Annotated in this window: 21 protein-coding genes and 1 pseudogene; 12 read left to right on the top strand and 10 right to left on the bottom strand. The window is 64.8% G+C overall.

Annotation, left to right across the window (positions count from 1 at the left end):
• Positions 1 to 3 precede the first annotated feature (3 nt).
• From ACGLHT_RS17535 to ACGLHT_RS17490, 10 genes and pseudogenes are all read left to right on the top strand, one after another.
• On the top strand, positions 4 to 1,287 hold the full coding sequence (locus ACGLHT_RS17535; protein WP_274120556.1) for an NTP/NDP exchange transporter: 1,284 nt from the start codon (positions 4 to 6) through the stop codon (positions 1,285 to 1,287).
• 205 nt (positions 1,288 to 1,492) lie between these two features.
• A pseudogene (locus ACGLHT_RS17530) lies at positions 1,493 to 1,612 on the top strand (general stress protein); the annotation flags it as partial.
• Between the two features lie 60 nt (positions 1,613 to 1,672).
• Positions 1,673 to 1,870 (top strand): hypothetical protein, encoded by a 198-nt coding sequence (locus ACGLHT_RS17525; RefSeq protein WP_003259932.1) that lies wholly within the window; start codon positions 1,673 to 1,675, stop codon positions 1,868 to 1,870.
• Positions 1,871 to 1,891: 21 nt separating this feature from the next.
• Entirely contained in the window at positions 1,892 to 3,226 is a 1,335-nt protein-coding gene (locus ACGLHT_RS17520) for an iron-containing redox enzyme family protein (RefSeq protein WP_274120557.1), read from the top strand.
• Entirely contained in the window at positions 3,226 to 4,179 is a 954-nt protein-coding gene (locus ACGLHT_RS17515) for a class I SAM-dependent methyltransferase (RefSeq protein ID WP_274120558.1), read from the top strand. The genes ACGLHT_RS17520 and ACGLHT_RS17515 overlap by 1 nt, the downstream gene beginning before the upstream one ends.
• Positions 4,180 to 4,185: 6 nt before the next feature.
• On the top strand, positions 4,186 to 5,292 hold the full coding sequence (locus ACGLHT_RS17510) for a carboxylate-amine ligase (protein WP_274120559.1): 1,107 nt from the start codon (positions 4,186 to 4,188) through the stop codon (positions 5,290 to 5,292).
• 56 nt (positions 5,293 to 5,348) lie between these two features.
• Positions 5,349 to 5,936, top strand: coding sequence for a nucleosidase (locus tag ACGLHT_RS17505; RefSeq protein ID WP_085615705.1), 588 nt, complete (start codon positions 5,349 to 5,351; stop codon positions 5,934 to 5,936).
• A 504-nt stretch (positions 5,937 to 6,440) separates the two neighbouring features.
• Complete coding sequence (locus tag ACGLHT_RS17500; RefSeq protein ID WP_274120560.1) at positions 6,441 to 6,887, top strand: hypothetical protein; 447 nt, start codon at positions 6,441 to 6,443, stop codon at positions 6,885 to 6,887.
• Positions 6,888 to 7,338: 451 nt separating this feature from the next.
• Positions 7,339 to 8,244 (top strand): SDR family oxidoreductase, encoded by a 906-nt coding sequence (locus ACGLHT_RS17495; protein ID WP_274120561.1) that lies wholly within the window; start codon positions 7,339 to 7,341, stop codon positions 8,242 to 8,244.
• Between the two features lie 72 nt (positions 8,245 to 8,316).
• Positions 8,317 to 9,138, top strand: a complete 822-nt coding sequence (locus ACGLHT_RS17490; RefSeq protein WP_274120562.1) for a Ku protein — start codon at positions 8,317 to 8,319, stop codon at positions 9,136 to 9,138.
• Between the two features lie 67 nt (positions 9,139 to 9,205).
• Here ACGLHT_RS17490 and ACGLHT_RS17485 read toward each other — a convergent pair whose 3' ends face one another.
• The 5 genes from ACGLHT_RS17485 to ligD are packed head-to-tail and all read right to left on the bottom strand — an operon-like array spanning position 9,206 to position 14,815.
• Complete coding sequence (locus tag ACGLHT_RS17485; protein WP_137163908.1) at positions 9,206 to 9,865, bottom strand: glycosyltransferase family 2 protein; 660 nt, start codon at positions 9,863 to 9,865, stop codon at positions 9,206 to 9,208.
• Positions 9,862 to 10,461, bottom strand: coding sequence for a bifunctional 2-polyprenyl-6-hydroxyphenol methylase/3-demethylubiquinol 3-O-methyltransferase UbiG (locus ACGLHT_RS17480; RefSeq protein ID WP_137163909.1), 600 nt, complete (start codon positions 10,459 to 10,461; stop codon positions 9,862 to 9,864). Before ACGLHT_RS17480 ends, ACGLHT_RS17485 begins: the two co-directional genes overlap by 4 nt.
• 11 nt (positions 10,462 to 10,472) lie before the next feature.
• The gene (locus tag ACGLHT_RS17475; RefSeq protein ID WP_274120563.1) at positions 10,473 to 11,228 is read right to left on the bottom strand and encodes a PIG-L deacetylase family protein; all 756 of its coding nucleotides are present in this window, start codon (positions 11,226 to 11,228) and stop codon (positions 10,473 to 10,475) included.
• Positions 11,225 to 12,268 (bottom strand): acyl-CoA dehydrogenase family protein, encoded by a 1,044-nt coding sequence (locus ACGLHT_RS17470; RefSeq protein ID WP_137163911.1) that lies wholly within the window; start codon positions 12,266 to 12,268, stop codon positions 11,225 to 11,227. The genes ACGLHT_RS17475 and ACGLHT_RS17470 overlap by 4 nt, the downstream gene beginning before the upstream one ends.
• A 54-nt stretch (positions 12,269 to 12,322) precedes the next feature.
• The gene (gene ligD / locus ACGLHT_RS17465) at positions 12,323 to 14,815 is read right to left on the bottom strand and encodes a DNA ligase D (RefSeq protein WP_137163912.1); all 2,493 of its coding nucleotides are present in this window, start codon (positions 14,813 to 14,815) and stop codon (positions 12,323 to 12,325) included.
• Positions 14,816 to 14,943: 128 nt separating this feature from the next.
• On the opposite strand from ligD, the gene ACGLHT_RS17460 reads away from it, so the two are divergent.
• Positions 14,944 to 15,408, top strand: a complete 465-nt coding sequence (locus ACGLHT_RS17460) for a phosphotransferase system, HPr-related protein (protein WP_085589667.1) — start codon at positions 14,944 to 14,946, stop codon at positions 15,406 to 15,408.
• Complete coding sequence (locus tag ACGLHT_RS17455) at positions 15,405 to 15,629, top strand: metallothionein (RefSeq protein ID WP_025339091.1); 225 nt, start codon at positions 15,405 to 15,407, stop codon at positions 15,627 to 15,629. The genes ACGLHT_RS17460 and ACGLHT_RS17455 overlap by 4 nt, the downstream gene beginning before the upstream one ends.
• Positions 15,630 to 15,821: 192 nt before the next feature.
• On the opposite strand, the gene ACGLHT_RS17450 is transcribed toward ACGLHT_RS17455, so the two are convergent.
• From ACGLHT_RS17450 to ACGLHT_RS17430, 5 genes are read right to left on the bottom strand one after another with little or no spacing between them, the layout of a single operon-like run.
• Positions 15,822 to 16,250: a hypothetical protein gene (locus ACGLHT_RS17450; RefSeq protein ID WP_137163914.1), complete on the bottom strand. Its 429-nt coding sequence runs from the start codon at positions 16,248 to 16,250 to the stop codon at positions 15,822 to 15,824.
• Between the two features lie 34 nt (positions 16,251 to 16,284).
• Positions 16,285 to 17,232, bottom strand: coding sequence for a lysylphosphatidylglycerol synthase domain-containing protein (locus tag ACGLHT_RS17445; protein ID WP_137163915.1), 948 nt, complete (start codon positions 17,230 to 17,232; stop codon positions 16,285 to 16,287).
• Positions 17,232 to 18,434, bottom strand: coding sequence for a cardiolipin synthase ClsB (gene clsB, locus ACGLHT_RS17440; protein WP_085589671.1), 1,203 nt, complete (start codon positions 18,432 to 18,434; stop codon positions 17,232 to 17,234). Before clsB ends, ACGLHT_RS17445 begins: the two co-directional genes overlap by 1 nt.
• Positions 18,431 to 19,216 (bottom strand): endonuclease/exonuclease/phosphatase family protein, encoded by a 786-nt coding sequence (locus ACGLHT_RS17435; RefSeq protein ID WP_274079790.1) that lies wholly within the window; start codon positions 19,214 to 19,216, stop codon positions 18,431 to 18,433. Before ACGLHT_RS17435 ends, clsB begins: the two co-directional genes overlap by 4 nt.
• The gene (locus ACGLHT_RS17430) at positions 19,213 to 20,130 is read right to left on the bottom strand and encodes a DUF72 domain-containing protein (protein WP_274079789.1); all 918 of its coding nucleotides are present in this window, start codon (positions 20,128 to 20,130) and stop codon (positions 19,213 to 19,215) included. Before ACGLHT_RS17430 ends, ACGLHT_RS17435 begins: the two co-directional genes overlap by 4 nt.
• Positions 20,131 to 20,237 lie beyond the last annotated feature (107 nt).

Below are 20,237 nucleotides of genomic sequence, written 5' to 3'. Positions count from 1 at the left end.
ACCATGGCAGCCTGGCGGCGGCGCCTGGACCAGGGGCTGAACATCCAGCCCGGCGAAGGGCCGGCGGTGATCGCCGGTTTGCTGCTGTTCTACCTGTTGTTCACTGGCTATTTCATGCTGCGCCCGGTGCGCGAAACCATGGGCGTTGCCGGTGGCGTGGACAACCTGCAATGGCTGTTCACCGGCACCTTCATCGCCACACTGGCGTGCCTGCCGTTGTTTGGCTGTCTGGCCTCCAAGGTGCAGCGCCGGTACATCCTGCCCTGGACCTACGGCTTCTTCGCCAGCAACCTGCTGCTGTTCGCCGTGCTGTTTGCCCGCAATCCGGAAGCTTCGTGGACGGCTCGGGCCTTCTACATCTGGTTGTCGGTGTTCAACCTGCTGAGCATCTCGCTGGCCTGGAGCGTGCTCGCCGACCTGTTTTCCACCGCGCAAGGCAAGCGCCTGTTCGGCCTGCTGGCGGCCGGGGCCAGCCTGGGTGGGCTCAGTGGCCCCATCCTGGGCACGCTGCTGGTGGCGCCGCTGGGCCATGCCGGGTTGCTGGTGTTGGCCGCAGCGTTGCTGCTGGGCAGCATCGGCGCCACGTTGTACCTGCAACGCTGGCGCACGCGGCATCCACTGCCGGCGCAAGCCGAGCGGGCAGGTTCCCGGCCACTGGGCGGCAATCCGTTTGCCGGTGCCACTGCCGTACTGCGCTCGCCCTACCTGCTGGGCATTGCCCTGTTCGTGGTGTTGCTCGCCAGTGTCAGCACCTTCCTGTATTTCGAACAGGCACGCATCGTCAGTGAAACCTTCACCGACCGTACCCGGCAAACCCAAGTGTTCGGCCTGATCGACACCGTGGTACAGGCCTTGGCCATCCTCACCCAGGTGTTCCTCACCGGGCGCCTGGCTCGCCGCCTGGGGGTGGGCGTGCTGCTGGTGGCGGTGCCGCTGGTGATGGCTGCGGGCTTCCTGTGGCTGGCACTGGCCCCGGTGTTCGCCGTGTTCGTGGTGGTGATGGTGGTGCGCCGGGCCGGTGAGTACGCGCTGGTGCGGCCGGGGCGGGAGATGCTGTTCACCGTGCTGCCCGCCGAGGACAAGTACAAGGCCAAGAACTTCATCGACACCGTGGTCTACCGCGGCGGCGATGCGCTCAGCGGCTGGGTCAAGCGGGGGCTGGATGTGATGGGCGAATACCCGCAACTGGCGATGTTGATCGGTACGCTGATTGCCTTGGGCTGGGCGATGACCGGAGGTTTGCTGGGAAGGCGACAGGCACGCCTGGAAACCACATCGCGCGACTGACAGGCGCGCCAAATATGCTGATGCCGCTTATTTAATGCCGTTGGTCCGAACGCTTCGCATTAAACCGAATCCGCCGAAATGGCCGAACTCCCAACTGGTGTACGGCAGGTAATGCCGTGCATTCCGAAGTCATACGAGGTTTAAGACCATGGCCAACAAAGAGAACAGCCGCACCGGCAACCAGCAGGGCAGCCAAGGTGGCAACAAGAACCCGGGCAACTTTGCCAATGACCGCGAAAAAGCCTCCGAAGCTGGGCGCAAGGGCGGCCAGCAATCCGGTGGTGGCCGTACCAGCGAATCGGGCCGCAAGGGCGGCCGTTCGTAAGTGAGGCTACGCAGTGCCCGGGTGATCGGGCACTGCGATTCTGCACATGAGGAGAACCCCATGCGATTGATCCCTCTGATAGCGCTGGTGGGCACGCTTGGCTTGCTGGGTGGCTGTTTCGACCGGGACAACGACCACCCGGCAAAGGATGCCGACCAGAGCAAACCTTCGCTGCAGATGCAGCAACCCGGCGACAAACCTGCTCCCCAACCTGCGCCGGACCCTGAGCCGATGCCTGGCCAGAAACCCAGCCAATAAAACGCGGACAAGGACTACGGCATGACGGTAATGACCCGCAAGACCGCCGCGGTGATACCAGCTTCGGCAAATGGGCCAAGCCTGAAGGAGCGTTACAACAAGTTGCTCGTGGCCCACGACACCACGAGCGCGGCGTGGCTGAGCGAACAATTGGTACGCGCGCAGCATTTGCCGGATGACTTGCCTGCCGATCCTGCTCAGCTGGAAGCCTGGAGCGCTAGCCATGCAAACCAGGTGGCCGAGGCCTATGCCAGTTACCTCGAGCAACGCCGCCAAGGCGCGCCGCGGCGCTATTTTGCCAACCGCGCCCAGGCGTTGTGGTTCCTGCAACAAGTGGCGCCCACCAAGGCAGTGGACGGGGCATGGCTGCACAGTACCTTGCGACAGTGGGGCGATCCGCGCTATCACGGCCTGATTCGCACCTACCTGGAAGAACTGGGCGGCGGTGATCCGCGCTGCAACCATGTGCTGATCTACCAACGGCTGTTGAGCCGGCTGGGTTGCCTGGGTTTGCCTGAACTGGACGACCAGCGTTACCTGCAGGGCGCCTTGCAGTTGGTATTGGGGCGCCACGGCGATGATTTTCTTCCCGAGGTTATCGGCTACAACCTGGGCTATGAACAACCACCGTTGCATCTGCTGATCACCACCTACGAACTGGCGGAACTGGGCATCGATGGCCATTATTTCCAGCTTCACGTAACCATCGACAACGCGGCCAGCGGGCATGCGCATCTGTCCATCCAGGCGCTACGCCAACTCTGCCCGGTCGACGACGCTGGCCAATTCTACCAGCGGGTACGCAGTGGCTACCGCTTGAACGACCTGGGGCTTGATACACCCAGCCTGATCAGCAGCTTCGATCTTGAATCCGAATTGCTGTCGGCACTGGAGCACAAGCGCAATTTTGGCCAGTTCATGCATTCCGACCATTGCCGCCTGCAAAAGCGCACCGTCAACCAATGGCTGGCCGAACCTGGCGCCATGCCCGCGTTTCTGCAGGCCTTGCAGGCGCAGGGCTGGATCCGCCGTGGTGAAGCACCCGCCAATAGCCGCTGGTGGGGGCTCATCGACGGCCCCTCGGCACCGATGTGTGGCGTGTTCACGGCGTATGAAAAACAACTATGGCACGACTGGATCGCGGCAGGCTGGCAAGCCCGGGGGCGCCGCGTGCTGCCTGGCAGCTGGGAGGTGCAAGTGCAATCGGATGATGCGCTTGCGACTGCTGCCCCGGACGCCGATATCGAGACGTTGATCGACACGATGTCCGGTAACCGCCATGCAACACCGGAAGGCTTGCTGGCCACTCGGCGCTACATGCGTGCTACCGGCCTTGTTCAGGAGATGACCCGCTGATGCTGCTCGATCCGCAACAGATCCAGGCTGACCAGGCAATGCTGCAATTGGGCAGGCGCCTGCGCGCCGACGGCTACCGCTTCACCTGCGTCACCCCGGCAACCCATGCTCGCGTGAATGCGCGCCCGGAAGCCGGGCAGGCCAGGACAGTGCGCGATGTGTTCGGCTGGAACCGTCCGTTCCGATCGTCACTGGTTTCTGCCGATGAGCTGGACCAGATGCGGCAGGCCCAGGTACTCGAGGAGCACGGTGATTTGCTGATCAGCAGGGTGCGCTGGTCCACGCTCGACGACCTGCTGCTGGTGCACTCCGCGTACCCCACCCAACAATCCGACGCGGTGTTTTTCGGCCCCGACAGTTATCGTTTCGCCCAGGTCATCCAAGATCACCTGCAACGCACGCCGAAGCGTGTCGAGCATGCCGTGGATATCGGTTGCGGCACGGGTGTCGGCGCCTTGCTGATTGCCCGGGCGGCTCCCCATGCCCAGGTCAGCGCCGTGGATATCAACCCGCTCGCGCTGCGTTACACCGCGATCAACGCGGCATTGGCGGGCGTCAGCAATGTGTCCGTGGAGCCAAGTGACCTGCTCGGCGGCATTACCGGGCTGTTCGACCTTATCGTTGCCAACCCGCCGTACATGCTCGATGCCAGCGAACGTACCTATCGGCATGGCGGCGGTTCGCTCGGCGCGCAGCTTTCGCTGCGAATCGTCGAACAAGCCTGCGAGCGGCTCGGCTCGGGGGGCTCGCTACTGTTGTATACCGGCGTGGCGATCGTCGAAGGCCGGGACGCCTTGCTCGAAGCCATTCGCCTGCGCCTGGCAGGCCCGGAATGGTCCTGGGTGTATCGGGAAATCGACCCGGACGTATTCGGCGAGCAACTGAACGAACCCGGTTACGAGCAGGTCGAGCGCATCGCCGCGGTGGTGCTCACAGTTACCCGCAACAGCTGAGGCAGCATGGCCCGACCCTGCACGTTCGGCATCGAGGAAGAATACCTGCTGGTGAACCTGGACACAGGGCAGGTGCCAGCTACACCTTCGCCGGCCGTGCTGGAGCGTTGCAAGGAGACCTTGGGCCAGCATTTTGCCCAGGAAATGTTCCGCAGCCAGATCGAGGTGGCCTCGCCGGTGTTCGCCAACCTGTTCGAGGCACGCGAGTTCTTCCAGCACAGCCGCCAGCAGCTGAACACAGCGCTGGCCGAAGAGGGCATGGGCCTGTACGGTGCGGCGAGCCACCCCAATGCCGCCTGGCTGCGGCAGAAGCCCGCTACCCCGGCGCACTACCAGCAACTGTTCGCTGACTACCGGCATGTGGCGCGGCGCAGCCTGCTCAACGGCCTGCATGTTCACGTGGGCGTACCGCCAGGTTGCGACCGCATCCAATTGATCAACCGTGCTCTGGGCTGGCTGCCTCTGTTGCTGGTGCTGAGCACGTCATCCCCGCTGTGGGCAGGCCAGTGCACCGGCTACATGAGCTACCGGCGGGTGATTTGCGGGGAGTGGCCGCACATGGGCTTGCCCGAGCCTTTGCCGGATTGGGCCGCCTACGAGCGCTACCGTGCATTGCTGCAACGCACAGGGTCGCTGGCCGCGGATGGCGACTTCTGGTGGGCGATCCGGCCTTCGCGGCGCTTCCCGACGGTCGAGCTGCGCATCTGCGATGGCTGCCCGCGGCTGGAGGACGCGCTGTGCATCGCTGCGCTGTTTCGTCACCTGGTGGAGCACAGCATCGTGTACCGGCATGACCCGGCGGCCTGCAACCGCGAACAGCGCTGGATCACCCAGGAAAACTACTGGCGCGCCATGCGTCATGGGCGCCAGGGCGAGTTCATTGGCCTGCATGAGCAACAGCCGGTCACGGCTGAAGGTTGGTTGGCCCAATTGCAGGAGCAGTTGCCGATCGACACCGCAGACGCCGAGCGCGCCTTCCACCATGCACAACGCCTGCTGCGCGACGGCACCCATGCCGATCAGCAACTGCAATGCCTGGCTCAGGCCAGCGCTGCCGGCCTGGGCAGGGCGCAGGCGTTACGGGCCGTGGTGGCCGCCGGGGCTTGCAATTAACCGGGGTTTGCCGAAAATGGCCGCGCCTTTCGCAGCCACTCGGAACCACCTGCGCCATGATGCTGATCAAGCAATTCCCCGACATTTCCCTGGACGACACGTTGTTTGTCTTTGCCCTCGAAGCCGAGGCCGGCGATGTATTCGCTGACGTCAACACCGTGTTCACCGGCATCGGCAAGGTCAATGCCGCCATCGCCCTGACCAAGGCCATTGCCGCGCGCCGGCCCAGGCTGATCGTCAACCTCGGCTCGGCCGGCAGCCAGCGCCATGGCAAGGGCGAGGTGGTGTGCTGCACCCGCTTCGTGCAGCGCGACATGGACGTGACCCCGCTGGGCTTCGCCCGCTACCAGACGCCTCTGTCGGACATCCCGGTGGTGCTGGAGCATGGGGCGCAAATCCCCGGCCTGGCCTTGGAAACCTGCGGCAGTGGTGACAGCTTCGAGATCAACCATGGCGATGCACCTTATGACGTGGTCGACATGGAAGCCTACGTGCTGGCGCTGATCGCACGCGGCGAAGGCATCCCGTTCGTGTGCCTGAAATACATTTCCGATGATGCCGGCAGTGACGCGGCGCAGGACTGGGCGGTGCAGGTTCACCTGGCTGCTGAGGCTTTCAGGCAGGTGCTGTTCAGCCAGGCGTGACTGCTAGCTTGATTGGGGCTGCTTTGCAGCCCTTCGCGGCGGTTCGGCGTCCCGACTTGCCCGCTCCCACAGGTTTGGTGCCATGCTCAGGATATGCGCGGTTCCTGTGGGAGCGGGCACGCCCGCGAAAGGCCGCAAAGCGGCCCCAACAGTCCTGAAACGTACCTTGGCCTGATATTCGGTCCTTTGAACTCAGGGAGACAGTACTAGTCTGAATATGTGGGAATATTTCCCACGCAAAGATGCTGACTGGCTCTGAAGGATCGTGCGAAACCGAAGCTGCTCGCTGACACTGCAGATCTATGGCCGCGCCGGTTGGCTGTCCGCTCCATGGGCGGTTGCGAACTCATTGGTCATTGCGTTCGATACGGAGATGACGACGCAACTCCAAGCGGAGGTGCATCATGTTGCTCAAGAAATGTTTGTTGGCATTGGCAATAGGTGGCGTCCTGTCGGCCTCGACCGTCCTGGTGCCCGACTACATCGGTAGTTTCTCCAGCGTGTATGCCAAAGACGGTGGCAGCGGCGGCGGTGGTGGTGGCCACGGCGGCAGCGGCGGTGGCGGTGGCGGTGGCCACGGTGGTGGCAGCGGTGGCTCTGGAGGCGGTGGCGGTCACGGTGGTGGCAGCGGTGGCGGAGGCAGTGGTCACGGCGGTGACGGCGGTGGCGGTCATGGCGGCCATGGTGGCCCGGGGGCCGGCGATGGTGACCATGGTGGCATGGCCGGCAGAGGCCCAGGCGATGCGCATGACAACGACAACGACAACGACAACGATGCGGCAGATGCCGCCAGGGACGCAGCCCGAGACGATGCTGATGCAGCCAGAGACGCTGCAAGGGCTGAGGCAGATGCCGCCCGGGATGCGGCAAAAGCTACTGCAGATGCCGCCAGAGACGCTGCCAGAGCCGAGGCGGATGCAGCCCGCGACGCCGCAAAAGCTGCTGGCGTAGCCGGCGCAGATGAAGCCAGAGACGCTGCCAGGGCCGCGGCAGATGCTGCCCGCGACGCAGCCAGAGACGAAGCTGATGCCGCCAGAGATGCTGCCAGGGCTACGGCAGATGCCGCCAGGGACGAAGCCAAAGTCGCTGCCAATGCAGCCAGAGACGCTGCAAGGGCGGATGTGGACGACGCGCCAGATGCTCCAGACGCGCCAGATGCACCGGATGCGCCCGATGTCGACGCAGCTGAGGTACGGAACTAGTCACTTTGAGTGACCTATCGACCGCTGGTCAGTGTTTGGGCCAGTCGGAAAAAACCATCGATGGCGGTTTACCTCGAAATCGGTAGAACGGCCTTCGCGGGCTTGCCCGCTCCCACAGGACTACCACCAGTTTCAATACCTGTGGGAGCGGGCAAGCCCGCGAATGGGCCAACACCGGTTTCACCAGAGGAGTGGCCCCCATGCCCAGCAAACCGCACGACCAGTTCAGCATGCAGAACCCGCTGACCCAGTACCCGCACCCTCCATTCCCGGCCCAAGGCCAGCCAGCACCAGGGCTGGACGCCAACATGCAGCCCGAACCAGACCACGGCGAAACCACCTACAAGGGCTTTGGCCGCCTGGCGGGGCGCAAGGCGCTGATCACCGGCGCGGACTCGGGCATCGGCAGGGCCGTGGCCATTGCCTTCGCCCGCGAAGGTGCCGACATTGCCCTCAATTACCTGCCCATCGAACAACCCGATGCCCGCGAAGTCATCAAGCTGATCGAAGCCGAAGGCCGCAAGGTGGTGGCCCTTGCCGGTGACCTGAAGGACGAGCAGTTCTGCAAGGAACTGGCCGACCAGGCCCACGAGCAGCTCGGCGGCCTGGACATCCTGGTCAACGTCGCCGGCAAGCAGGAGGCGCGCAAGGACATCAGCCAGGTCAGCCACGAGCAGTTCGACCACACCCTGAAAACCAACGTCTACGCGCTGTTCTGGCTGTGCCAGGCGGCCGTGCCGCTGATGCCGGCGGGGGCGACCATCATCAACACCGCCTCGATCCAGTCCTACCAGCCTTCGGCCACCTTGCTCGACTATGCCACCACCAAGGCCGCGATCGTTGCCTTCACCAAGGCCTTGGCCAAGCAGGTGATCGAGCGCGGTATCCGGGTCAACGCCGTTGCCCCAGGCCCCATCTGGACCGTGCTGCAGCCCAGCGGTGGCCAACCACCGGAGAAAATCCCCGACTTCGGCGCACATACACCGATGAAGCGACCGGGGCAGCCCGCCGAATGTGCGCCGGTGTATGTGTTGCTGGCCAGCCAGGAGTCCAGCTACATCACCGGCGAGGTGTTCGGCGTGACCGGCGGCAACCCGCTGCCGTAGGGCGGGGCGGCTAAACCTTCGCCGCCCGTTGCAGTCGATTCAGGTATTGGCAGGCAACCTGGGAGCACCTCCATGGCTAGGGCAATCTGGAAAGGCGCCATCAGTTTCGGCCTCGTGCACATCCCCGTGGCCCTCAACACCGCGGTGCGCACCGAGCGGGTCGATTTCGACTGGCTAGACAAGCGCAGCATGGAACCGGTCGGCTACAAGCGGGTGAACAAGGTCACCGGCAAGGAAATCGACAAGGACAACATCGTCAAGGGCGTCGAGTTCGAGAAGGGCCGCTACGTGGTGATCAGCGAGGAGGAAATCCGCAAGGCCCGGCCCGAGGCGACCCAGACGATCGATATCTTTTCCTTCGTGGAGGCCGGCGAGATCCCGCTGCAGCACTTCGACACGCCGTACTACCTTACCCCCGACCGCCGTGGCGGCAAGGTGTACGCCTTGCTGCGGGAAACCCTGGCAAAAACCGGCAAGGTGGCGCTGGCCACGGTGGTGCTGCACACCCGACAGCACCTGGCGCTGTTACGCCCGCTGGATGATGCGCTGGTGATGATCACCCTGCGCTGGCCCGAAGAAGTGCGCGGGCTGGAAACGCTGGAACTGGACAGCAGCGTCACCGAGGCCAAGGTGGACAAGCGCGAACTGGACATGGCCAAGCGGTTGGTGGAAGACATGAGCGGGCCCTGGAAGCCCGCGGATTACCACGATGCCTTCCGCCAGACCATCCTGGACCTGGTGGAAGAGAAGGCCAGCAAGGGCAAGATCGAGACCGTGGAGAAGGGCGAGGCGACGGAAGCAGGGGAAAGCGCCGACATCCTCGACCTCACCGAACTGCTCAAGCGCAGCCTCGGTGGCAAGAAGCCGGCGAAGAAGACACGCAAGGCGTCGTGAACCATGTTTGTCGGCTTGATTGGGGCCGCTTTGCGGCCCCAAAATGCGTACGCGAACACAAGCCTCATCAAACCTGCGTCTGCAACCCCGTTAGATAATCGCCAAACCCTTCGCGGGCGCGGCTGTCGCGCCGGCTGCTGGTGGCCACGCTGTGCCTGGCGGTCCATACGATCTGCGCCCCACTGGCCTGCAGGTCGCTGACCAGTTGCACATCCTCATGCGCCGCCAGGGGCTGGAAGCCGCCCACCCGATCATAGGCGTCGGCACACACACCCAGATTGGCCCCATGCACATGCCGATGCCCCTCACGTGCCTGGTAACGGCTTTGGTACAGCTTGCGCAAGGCCGCTGTCTGCCAGGGTTGCCAGTACTCGACGTGCACCGTTCCGCACACCACCTCGGCCCCGCAGGCCAGTTGCGACAGCAGCCAGTGCGCTGGCACCCGGCTGTCGGCATCGGTGCAGGCCAGCCACTGCGCGCCGCGCTCGACCATGTATGCCGCCCCCACCCGGCGGGCCATGCCGACGTTGCCGGCATCCACCGTCAGTACCTGTACACCGAAACGCCTTGCCACGGCGGCGCTGCCATCGCTGCAGCGGTCCAGCACCACCAGCACCTCCACCTGGTGCCCCGCCTGCTGCGCCTGCAGGGCGGCAGCCAGTACTGCCCGCAGGCAGCGCCCAAGGCGCCGGGCCTCGTTGTGGGCCGGGATCACCACGGCAATCATGGGCAGGTCTCGTCGAGGTCGACCACGCTGGGCTGAGAGGCCCAGTACTCCAGCACGAAGTCCGCCTCGTCATGCTGGAACTGCAGATACAGCGGAAGGTGCCGGGCCAGCATGCGGTGCACTTCACGCCCGTCCTGCGGGCAACCGGCTATGGGATGCTTCCAGTGGCAGGCCAGCAGCCCGCCGTCGTAGGTCAGGCTGGCCACCGACTGTTCGATCACCTGCAACCAGTCAGTCGGGTCGAGGTAGTAACCCACCTCGCTCAGCACGATCAGGTCGAAATGCCCACGCGGCCAGTCCGAGGGCAGCCGCGCCAGTTCCACCGAGACATTGCTCAGTCCAGCCAAGCGTTCACCGGCCAGCGCTACCGCAGTAGGGTCCAGGTCCTGGCACAACAGGTTGGCACAACGCTCGGCCAGCAAGGCGCTGAGCTCGCCATTGGCGCAAGCGGGCTCGAACACGCGCTGGTAGCACTGGCGCGGCAGGCTGGCCATGACCAGCTCGCGCTTGCGCTTTTCGTACCAGCGGGTGCGAAAGGCCCAAGGGTCTTCACTGGTGGCGTACAGGTCGGCGAAATACTGTGGGTCGAGGCTCATGACAACTCCATTTACAGGAACACCAGTTCGAAAGGTTGCAGCAGACAATCCAGCAAGTTCGGCGGCAGTACGGGCGGGCGCGAGCCATCCGGCTCCAGCTGGCTGACATGGGCGGCCAGGGCCTTGCGCTTGCGGGCCACGCTGGCCTCGTCCAGCTGGATGCGGTGGGCCCGCGGCCAAGGCAGGCGCGGGTCGTCCGGTTGCGCCCAGTGCCAGGCCCACACGGGTACCTCCAGGCACTGCACCTTGCGCATCCGCGCCGCCTGCGCCGCAGCCCGGCCCACTGCCTCGTGGTCACAGTGGCCATCGCCGCTCCAGGTGGCCATCAGCAGGTCGTCAGGCCTGAGCAACTGGCTCAGGTGGTTGAGCAGAAACGCCTCGTCACGTGGCAACGCGCCGTCCTTGAGGTGGAGCCGCCGCCAGTCCAGGCGGCCGAGGTCGAGATCAAGCTGTTGCAGCGCATGGCGGCTTTCCAGCGGCCTTTGCCGGCGCAGGCGGTGTTCGCTCCAGTGGGTAGAGCCGGGGTGGCTGGCTTCACCATCGGTGGCGGAGATCAGCACCAGGTCGTCTTCCCGGCCTTGAAAGCCCGCCAGCAGCCCGCCGGCCATGAGAATTTCATCATCGGGGTGCGGAGCCAGCAGTACCAGGCGGCGGCCTGGCGGGCACAGCTGCTGCGGGGTGATCCAGGTGGCCCTGGCCAGGTGCGCGGCCTGCTGCCAGGCCGCCCACGGCGTACCGCTGTTCGCCTGGATCAGGTTCTGCCTCATAGCTGCCAGACTCCCGCCGGCCGTTGTGCCAACTGCTCGCCGAGCGCCGCCAGGTCGCGCTCGGCATGGCTCTGGCGCAGGAACACCGGCAAGTCGGCGCTCAGCCGGGCAAAGTGGTTGTCGCGGCAGAAAGGCGTGGCGCCCAGCGCCCGGCCAACGTGGTGGATCACCTGCTCCACGGCCTGTTCCACCTGGGCGCGGGTGCGGCGTACTTCGAAGCTGGCGTCCGCGCCTGGCTGGCAGTCGATCCACGCCGCGCATTCGCGCAGTGCCGCCCTGGCGCCGTACAAGGCTGCATCGACCGCGCCCAGGTGAGCATCGGCATGTGGGTCGGGGCGGGGGTTGCGGCAGTGTTCGCGCAGGTAGTCTGCCAGGGCTTCGGCGGCGCCGTACCAGCAGGCCGCAATGCCAGCGCCGCCATGCCAGAACCCGGGGCGTGACAGGTATTGCCCGGGGCGGCCGATGGCGATGCCAGGGGTATGGTTGAATTCGACTTCGACACTGGCGGTGGTGGCCATGCCGATGGCCTGCCAGCGGTCTATGGCAAGGCCCTGGCTGGGATGGGACAGTTCGATGGCCACCAGCTGGGGCTGGTCGTGCTGGTCCCAGGCCGTGACCAGCGCCCGGTCGATCTGCAGTGCGCCTGAGCACCAGGCCTTGCGACCCTCCAGGCGGACCTGGTCGCCATCTCGGGCGACGATGCAGGCGCGGGCATCCGGCGGTTCGGCGGCCCACACGCCCCATATACCCTCGGCAGCGTGGTGTGCCGCAGCGCATTCGGCTAGGATCGCCAACGCGTCGGTGTGGCCCTCGTACAGCTTGGCCAAGGCCAGGTCACAGCCTGCCACCCGGGCCAGGGTTTGCCAGCGGCGTAGCGTATTGCCCTGGCCGGGCAGGGGCAGCAGGTCGAGGTGGTCGGCTTGCAGTGCCTGGATCAGCTGCGGCAATTGGGTATCCAGGTTGAGCGGTTGCTGCCGCTCGCTGAAGGCTCGCAGCAGGCGATCGAGGTTGGTCAGGTCAAAATCCTGGACGATGCTCATGGGCTCGGCTCCTTGGTGAGGCACTGCGGGCGTAGCGCTGCAGGCAAGCCGTCATCAGGCCAGTCCCAGCTGCTTGCGCATGCCCACGGTGATCGATTGCCTTGTCTTGCCATACTCCGCCCAGGGGTCGTCCACCTCGCCCAGGCGTTCAAGCACGTTGCCGATGTTCCACTGGTTGGCGCCCTTGAGTTGCGGCAGTTCCTCGCGCCAGATCGGCACGGATACCGGCAGGCCTTCGCGGGCGCGCAGGGTATAGGCGCAGGCGGTGGTCGCGCCTTTGCCGTTGCGCAGGTAGTCGATGAAGATGCGCCCGATGCGATTCTTGGGCCCGGACACGGCACTGAGCCTGTCGGGGAACAGCCTGGCCAGGTAATCGACGATGCCGTGGCTGAACGCCTTGACTTCATCCCAGCTGGCCCGCCGGGTCAGGGGCACGACCAGGTGCATGCCTTTGCCGCCACTGGTCTTGAGGAACACCTTCAAGCCCAGTTCATCCAGCAGCGTCAGGGCCAGTTGAGTGGCTTCGAGCATGGCCTTCCACGGCAGCGCCGGGTCCGGGTCGAGGTCGAGGACGAAGCGGTCGGGCTTGTCGAAGTCCTTGTCGGTGGCGTTCCAGGTGTGCAGCTCGATCATGTTCATCTGCACGGCACCCAGCAAGGTGTCGGCGCGGTTGATGACCATCGCCGCCTGGCCGGCCTCGGCCTTGTCGTAGCTGAGCACGTTGGGCAGATGCAGTTGGCCGGCGTTCTTCTGGAAGAACAGCTCCCCGGCCAGGCCATCTGGCGCGCGCACCAGCGCCACCGGGCGGTGCTCGAGCTGGGGCAGTATCCACTGGCTGACGGCGGCGTAGTACTCGGCGACCTCGCGCTTGGTAACGCCGCTGGTGGCGTCGACCACCCGCTCGGGGTGGGTCAGGCGCAGCTCGCCCAAGGCCTCGGGGGCCTTGGCCTGCTTGCGCTTGGGCAGGGTCTTGGCGGGCATGCTGCGCTCCAGGTCGATGGCGGTAGCCGGTTTGTCATCACGCAGGCCGTGAAACACCGAGTGGCGCACGATGCCGTCACGGGTCATCTGGGCGTAGGCGACTTCGGCCAGCAGTTGCGGTTTCAGCCAGTGCACGCCCCGCGCTTCGGCCCCGGTGGGCGGGTTGGGCAGGGCCGGCCTGGCGATTTCCAACGGTTTCAGCCGGGCATGGATGCTGGCCAGTGTGGTGGCACTGAAGCCGGTGCCGACCTTGCCGGCATAGCGCAACTCGCCGCTGTCGTTGTCGTGCAAGGCCAGCAGCAGGGCGCCGAAACCGCTGCGGCTGCCTTTGGGGTCGGTGTAGCCGACGATCACGAACTCTTGGCGCTGCTTGCACTTGAGCTTGATCCAGTCGGGGCTGCGGCGGCCGCTGTAGGGGCTGTCGACGCGCTTGCCGATCAGGCCTTCGAGTTGCAGCCGGCAGGCACTGTCGAGCAGGGAATCGACGGGCTGGTCAAAGTCGGCGGAGTACTTGAGTACGTCCGATTCGTTGTGTTCCAGCAACTGCTGCAAAGTGTTGCGCCGGTCCTGCAGCGGTAACTGACGCAAGTCCTGGCCGCCCAGGAAGGGCAGGTCGAACAGGTAATAGGTAATGTGCTCGTCATGCTCGGTGTCGAAAGCGTTCTGCAGCGCCTGGAAGTCCGCCGCGCCGTCTTCGCCGGCCACCACCACCTCGCCATCGAGCCAGGCCGAATCGAGGCCCAGCGCACGCAAGGCGGCAACCTGCCTGGGCATCTTGCCGCTCCAGTCATGGCCATTGCGGGTGAACAGACGCACGTCATCACCGTCGATGCGGGCAAGGATGCGGTAACCGTCGAACTTGACCTCGTAGCGCCAGTCGCCACTGGGCGGGGAGTCGACCAAGGTCGCCAGTTGTGGTTGCAGCTGTGCCGGCAACGGCACCTTCCGGCCTTTGCTGGTGGTTTTGCGACGTGGCGCGGCGGCCTTTTTTGCTGCCGGCTTGCGCGGCACCAGCGTGCGGTCGCTGAGCACGCTGTCGGGCTGGGCGTCGACGATGCTGTAGTCGGCTTCGCTGCGCGCCTGGCTGTCGTGCGACTTGACCAGCATCCACTGCTCCTTCTTGCCGGCCAGGTGGGTGCGGAACAGGTTCCATACACCGCCGAGCTTTTCGCCTTGCAGGCGAAAACGCAGTTTGCCCTTGGCATAGGCCTCATGCGCATCACCTTCGGGCTCCCAGATGCCCCGGTCCCACACGATCACGTCGCCCGCGCCGTAATGGCCTTCGGGGATATGGCCTTCGAAGTCGGCGTAGTCCAGCGGGTGGTCCTCCACGTGCACGGCCAGGCGGCGCACCTTGGGGTCCAGCGACGGCCCTTTGGGGATGGCCCAGCTTTTCAGCGTGCCATCGAGCTCCAGGCGGAAGTCGTAGTGCAGGTGGCTGGCATCGTGCTTCTGGATGCAGAACTGCAGCGCATGGGCCCGCTTGCCACGGCTGCGCTTGCCGCTGGGCTCGGGCGTGGCATTGAAGTCGCGCTTGCGCGCATATTCCTGCAGGGGCTTGGCCATGGCGGGCTCCGGGCGGTTCGCAGTCTCTAATCTGGGAGGCAGCGGCCCGGGCGGTAGTTCAAAAAAACTCTGAATCTTCCAGCAGCTCGTGCAGTCGACCGAATGAAGCCACCTGACGGAGAACGCACATGGCCCGAGCAGATGAACCGAAGCCGTATACCCCCACTGAAATCGACGACACCGAAGACCGCATGGGCAGCGTGCATGAACTGGACTTCGACGAGCGCCTGGATGAACGCGAGGGGCGTGTGGGTGACGAGCGACCGGCCGCGGACGTGGCCCGCGAGTTCCCACCGCGGCGCGTGGCCGAAAGCGGCATGACCGGCGGCGAGGCGTTGAGCGACAGCCTGCACGAGGACAACGTCACTTACGACGACCTGAGCCCGGACACCTTGCTGGATGAAACCGGTGCCCGCGACCCGCATGAACCGGGCGGCAGCGGCGGCCCTGCAGACAAGACCCTGCGGCGGGTTGAGGCCAACGAAATTGGCGGCGGCATAGGCCTGGACGAAGCCGAACTGGCCCGCTCCGCGCCGCTGGATGGAGAGCCCTGGGCCGATGATGTGATCGATGACGAGGAGAGCAAGCCATGAACGAGGTACGTTGTGCCTGTGCGCATTGTTCCTGCACCGTGGATGCCAATGCCTTGCAGCTCGAAGGCAAGGTGTATTGCTGCGAGGCCTGTGCCAGCGGGCATCGCAATGGCGAGCCGTGCCGGATGCCTGATTGCCACTGTGGTGAAAAGACCGGGGAAAGCGCGGTGGACAATGCGCTGGACGAGACCTTCCCGGCGAGTGACCCGATTTCGCCCTGAACATCGCCGTCTCATAGGTTCTGCATAGGTCTATGGGGCTGTGATGATCCTGTAGGAGCGGCCTTGCGTCGCGAAAGGGCCGCAAAGCGGCCCCGGCAATTTTCCGTGCGAAGCTGAAATCCTGGGGCCGCGTTGCGGCCCTTTCGCGACACAAGGCCGCTCCTACACAAAGCAGCGCGCAGGCCCGCAGAATCAGTGAGTCTGCCAGATGCCGTTGCTACGCTCGCAATCGGTGCGGGCCTGGCCCAGGCTGGGGGTGTCGTAGTAGTAGGTGATCACCCGTGCATCCTTGGGCAACGCCGGCTTGTCACCGCCAGCTGCCTTGGGGTTGGCCAATGCCTCCTGGGTCAACGGCGCGATGCAACTGCCAACGCTGCCATCCGCACAACGCGCGACCTTGTGCTTTTCGCTGTTGAGCATGTCCTTGCTCTCGTTGCTGCATGACCAGTTGATCGCTTCGGCGGGCAGGTTGCTGTAGCTGTAGCAGCTGTGCCGCTCCACCGGCGTTACCGCCTCGCTGGAGGAGCGGGTGAGCACATTGCAGGCTTCGGCCAGGACTTGGCCGCTGACCAGGCTCGCCACCATCAGTATCAACATCGGCTTCAAGACAGCGCCACGCATTTGCCACCTCCCGGGCCAGTGGCCCTCGATAGGTCTAGGCAGGCTTGTCGCGCCGGCGCATGGCCTTGGCGCGTTTCTCCAGGATCAGGTAGGTAAGCACCGCCAGCAACAGCGGCACCAGGTAGTACAGCGTGCGGTAACCCAGCAGGGCCGCCACCAGTGTGCCTTGGGCAAGCTGCCCATGCAGCAGGGCCAGGAACACCGTTTCCAGCACACCCAGCCCGGCCGGGATATGCGCGACCACACCAGCCACGCAACTGATCAGCAGGATGCCAAGTATCGACGGGTAGAAGGCTTCGCCAGGCAGCAACCAGAAGATCAGCAGTGCCATCAGCGCCCAGTTGCTGGCACCCAGTACCACCTGGCACAGCGCCAGGCGCAGCGACGGCAGCGTTACCTCATGGTCACGCCAGCGCCAAGTGCGCTTTTTGGCGAAGCCACAGGCCAGCAGGTAGCCTGAGGCAATCGCCAGCAATACCACGCCGATCAGTTGCAGGCCGCTGGCGCCGACCGCCCAGCTGGCGGGCAGCTCGACCAGGCGCAAGGCGAACACCGTGCCTGCCAGCAGCATGTAGCCCATCCAGTTGGTCAGCAGGCCCAGGGTGAGGATGCGCGTGATGGTTGCCGTATCCAGGCCCAGGCGGCTATAGAGCCGGTAGCGCAAGGCAACGCCACCCACCCAGGTGGTGAAATTGAGGTTGAAGGCGTAGCACACGAAGGCAACCGGCAGAACCTGGCGGGCCGGCAGGTGGTGGCCAGTGTAGGCCCGGGCCAGCAGGTCGTAGCTGGCGAACGTCAGGTAGCTGCACCCGGCCAGCACCAGGCCGATGGCCAGGGTGCCAGGCTTGTAGGCCAGCAACGACTGGCGCACTTCGTTCCAGTCCAGGTTGCGCGCCAGCAGGTACAACAGCGTAGGGATCAGGATCAGGAATGCCAGGGTAAACAGCCGCTTGCCCCAGATTTGCCAGTGTTTTCGCGCCATCAGGTCTTGCCCTCGTGATAGTCAACCTGTGCCTCGGCCTCCGGCTGCACCGAGCGCAGGTGCTGACGGTGCGCCGGGAACCAACCGGCAATCCGCGGGAAATGGCGGATCACGTGGAAACACACGAAAATCAGCGGCGCCCGCCACCAGTAGCCGCGAACCATGCGTTCCAGGGTGACCGGCTTGCATTGTTCGCGGGCCAGCGCCTGCAGGTGCTGGTTGAGCTGCTGGTTGAAGGCGCGGTCACGGATGAACAGGTTGGCTTCAAGGTTGAACGACAGGCTGAGCGGGTCCAGGTTGCTGGAGCCGACCGTGGCCCACTCATCATCCACCAGCGCCACCTTGCCGTGCAGCGGCCGTTGGCAATACTCGTGAATGGCCACACCGTCGCGCAGCAGGTAGTTGTACAGCAGTCGCGACAGCGCCCGTACCCAGCGCATGTCTGGCTGGCCCTGCAGGATCAGCCGGACCTCCACGCCGCGCCGGGACGCATTGCGCAATTCACGCATCAGCCGGTAGCCCGGGAAGAAATACGCATTGGCCACCACGATGCGCCGCCGGGCACTGCGAAACGCCTGCAGGTAGTGGGCCTCGATATCGGTGCTGCGCACCTTGTTGTCGCGCTCGACCAGCACGGCGGTGCAGGTACCGGCAGGCTCGGTCAATGGCCTTACCGCGCTGGGCGGCTGCAGCACCGGTGACATCAGGCGCTTGCTGGCGGCATGAACCTGTGCCACCACAGGGCCGACGACCTCCACCGCATAGTCCTGCTTGGCCATGGGGCCAAAGTCGCCCAAATGGTCGGCGCTGTAGTTGATGCCACCAATGAAGGCCCGCTCGCCATCGACCACCACGATCTTGCGGTGCAGGCGCCGGAACAGGTTGGTGCGCATGCCCACCAGCCGCGGCTGCGGGTCGAAGGCGTGGAAACTGACCCCGGCATCGGTCATGGCCGCAATGAAAGAGTCGGGCAGGTCGGCCGTGCCGTACCCATCCACGGCCACTTCGACACGCACGCCGCGGCGGGCGGCATCGATCAGCACCTGCTGCAATTGCTGGCCAACCTTGTCATCGAAGATGATGAAGGTCTCCAGCAGGATTTCCTCCCGTGCCTGGCTCATGGCCTCGAACACGCGGGGGTAGTATTGCTCGCCATTGATCAGCAACTGCACGCTGTTGCCGTCTACCCAGGGTCGGTTCACAGTTTGATCTCCGAAGCCAGAGGGGCGTGGTCGGAAAGGTGCGACCACGGGTACTTGGACAGCACCTGGGCAGTGCCGGGCATGGCGTTGCGCAGGTAGATGCGGTCCAGGCGCAACAGCGGCAGGCGCGCCGGGAAACTGCGTGCCGGGGTGCCGAAATGCTCGCCGAACGCTTCCACCAGATGTTCGCATAGCACCGCATCGGCCTTCAGCCGCCAATCGTTGAAATCGCCGGCAATGATCACCGGGGCCTTGGGCGGCAGGCTGCCTAGCAGGTCCAGCAGCAGCTTCACCTGGCGTTGCCGGTGGGCCTCGCGCAAGCCCAGGTGCACGCACACCGCATGCACCTGGTCATGGCCAGGCACTTCAAGCTGGCAATGCAACAGGCCGCGCTGCTCGTTGCCCTGCACCGAGATGTCCAGGTTGTCGAAGCGGCTGATGGGGAATTTCGACAGCAGCGCGTTGCCGTGGTCGCCATGGGGGTATACGGCATTGCGGCCGTAGGCGAACTGCGGCCACATGCTGTCGGCCAGGAACTCGTACTGTGGCGTATCCGGCCAGGCCGGGTGGCGCAGGGCATGCTGCTGGTGGCTGCCGTGCACTTCCTGCAGGAACACCAGGTCGGCGCCGGTGGCGCGCACGGCTTCGCGCAACTCGGGCAGGATGAAGCGCCGGTTGAAGAAGGTGAAGCCCTTGTGCACGTTCAACGTCAGTACATTCAGACTACGTACGGCGGTGATCTTGTCGATGATGCAGTGCGGGGCAGGCAGGGTCCTGTTCACAGGGTCACCTCCGGCACCACGCCAGGCTCGGTCATCAGCTCATGGTCCAGCGACAGCTTCTGCAACAGACGCCGGGCGTCATAAGGCGCATGGACTTTCTGGTCGTTGTCGAAATAGCAGTAGACGTCACGGGCGGCGCGCCGCGGTGGCGGCCCTGGCACCACCAGCTGGGCATCGTCGGCCTGGCGGCCCTGGCTCCAGAGCTGGATGCGCTGCTTCCAGCGCCGCAGCGCCTGGGCGGTATAGCCACTGCTGTACAGCTCGACATCGCCATGCAGGCGCATGTACACGAAGTCGGCGGTAAGGTCCTCGACATAGGGCCATTTACCGGCACTGTCGGCCACTACCAGCGCTACCCGGTGCTTGCGCAGCAGCTTGATGAAGGCTTCGCACAAAAAGCTTTCGTTGCGGATTTCCACCGCGTGGCGCAGCCGTGCGTTGCCCTTGATATCGGTGCCGCCGTTGTCCTTCAGGCGTTGCGCACACCCCTGTGCGCATTCGCGGGCCTCCTTGCGGCTGTGCGGCAGCAGTTCGAGAAAACGGGCGAAGCGGGCCTCGTCGAACTTCATGTTCGGCGGAAACTGCCACAGGAACGGGCCCAGCTTCTTGCCGAGCAGCAGCGGCCCGGAGGCGAAGAAATTGGCCATGGCCTCTTCGATATCCTTCAGCCGCCGTACATGGGTGATGTAGCGCGGGGCTTTTACCGCGAATACGAAGCCAGGCGGCGTTTCGTCATGCCAGCCCTGGTAGCGTTCGGGTGTTTGCAGGCTGTAGAACGAGCCGTTGATTTCAATGCTGTTGACCGCTCGCGAAGCGAACGCCAGTTCGTCGTCCTGGGGCAGGCCCTTCGGGTAGAAATCCTTGCGCCACGGGCCGTAGCGCCAGCCGGAGATGCCGATGCGGATATCGCTCACGCTGCCTTCCTCATTGCCGGGTCCTTGTTCGGTCACTCTGAAAGTGCGACCGGTCAACAGCGGCCAGGGTTCAGCACGGTTGACCAACGGAAAAGGCTGATGCCGCG

The sequence above is a fragment of the Pseudomonas sp. PsB genome, assembly GCF_043658375.1.
In the GTDB taxonomy this organism is placed as follows: domain Bacteria; phylum Pseudomonadota; class Gammaproteobacteria; order Pseudomonadales; family Pseudomonadaceae; genus Aquipseudomonas; species Aquipseudomonas putida_Z.
This window is presented reverse-complemented; position numbering and strand designations above follow the sequence as displayed.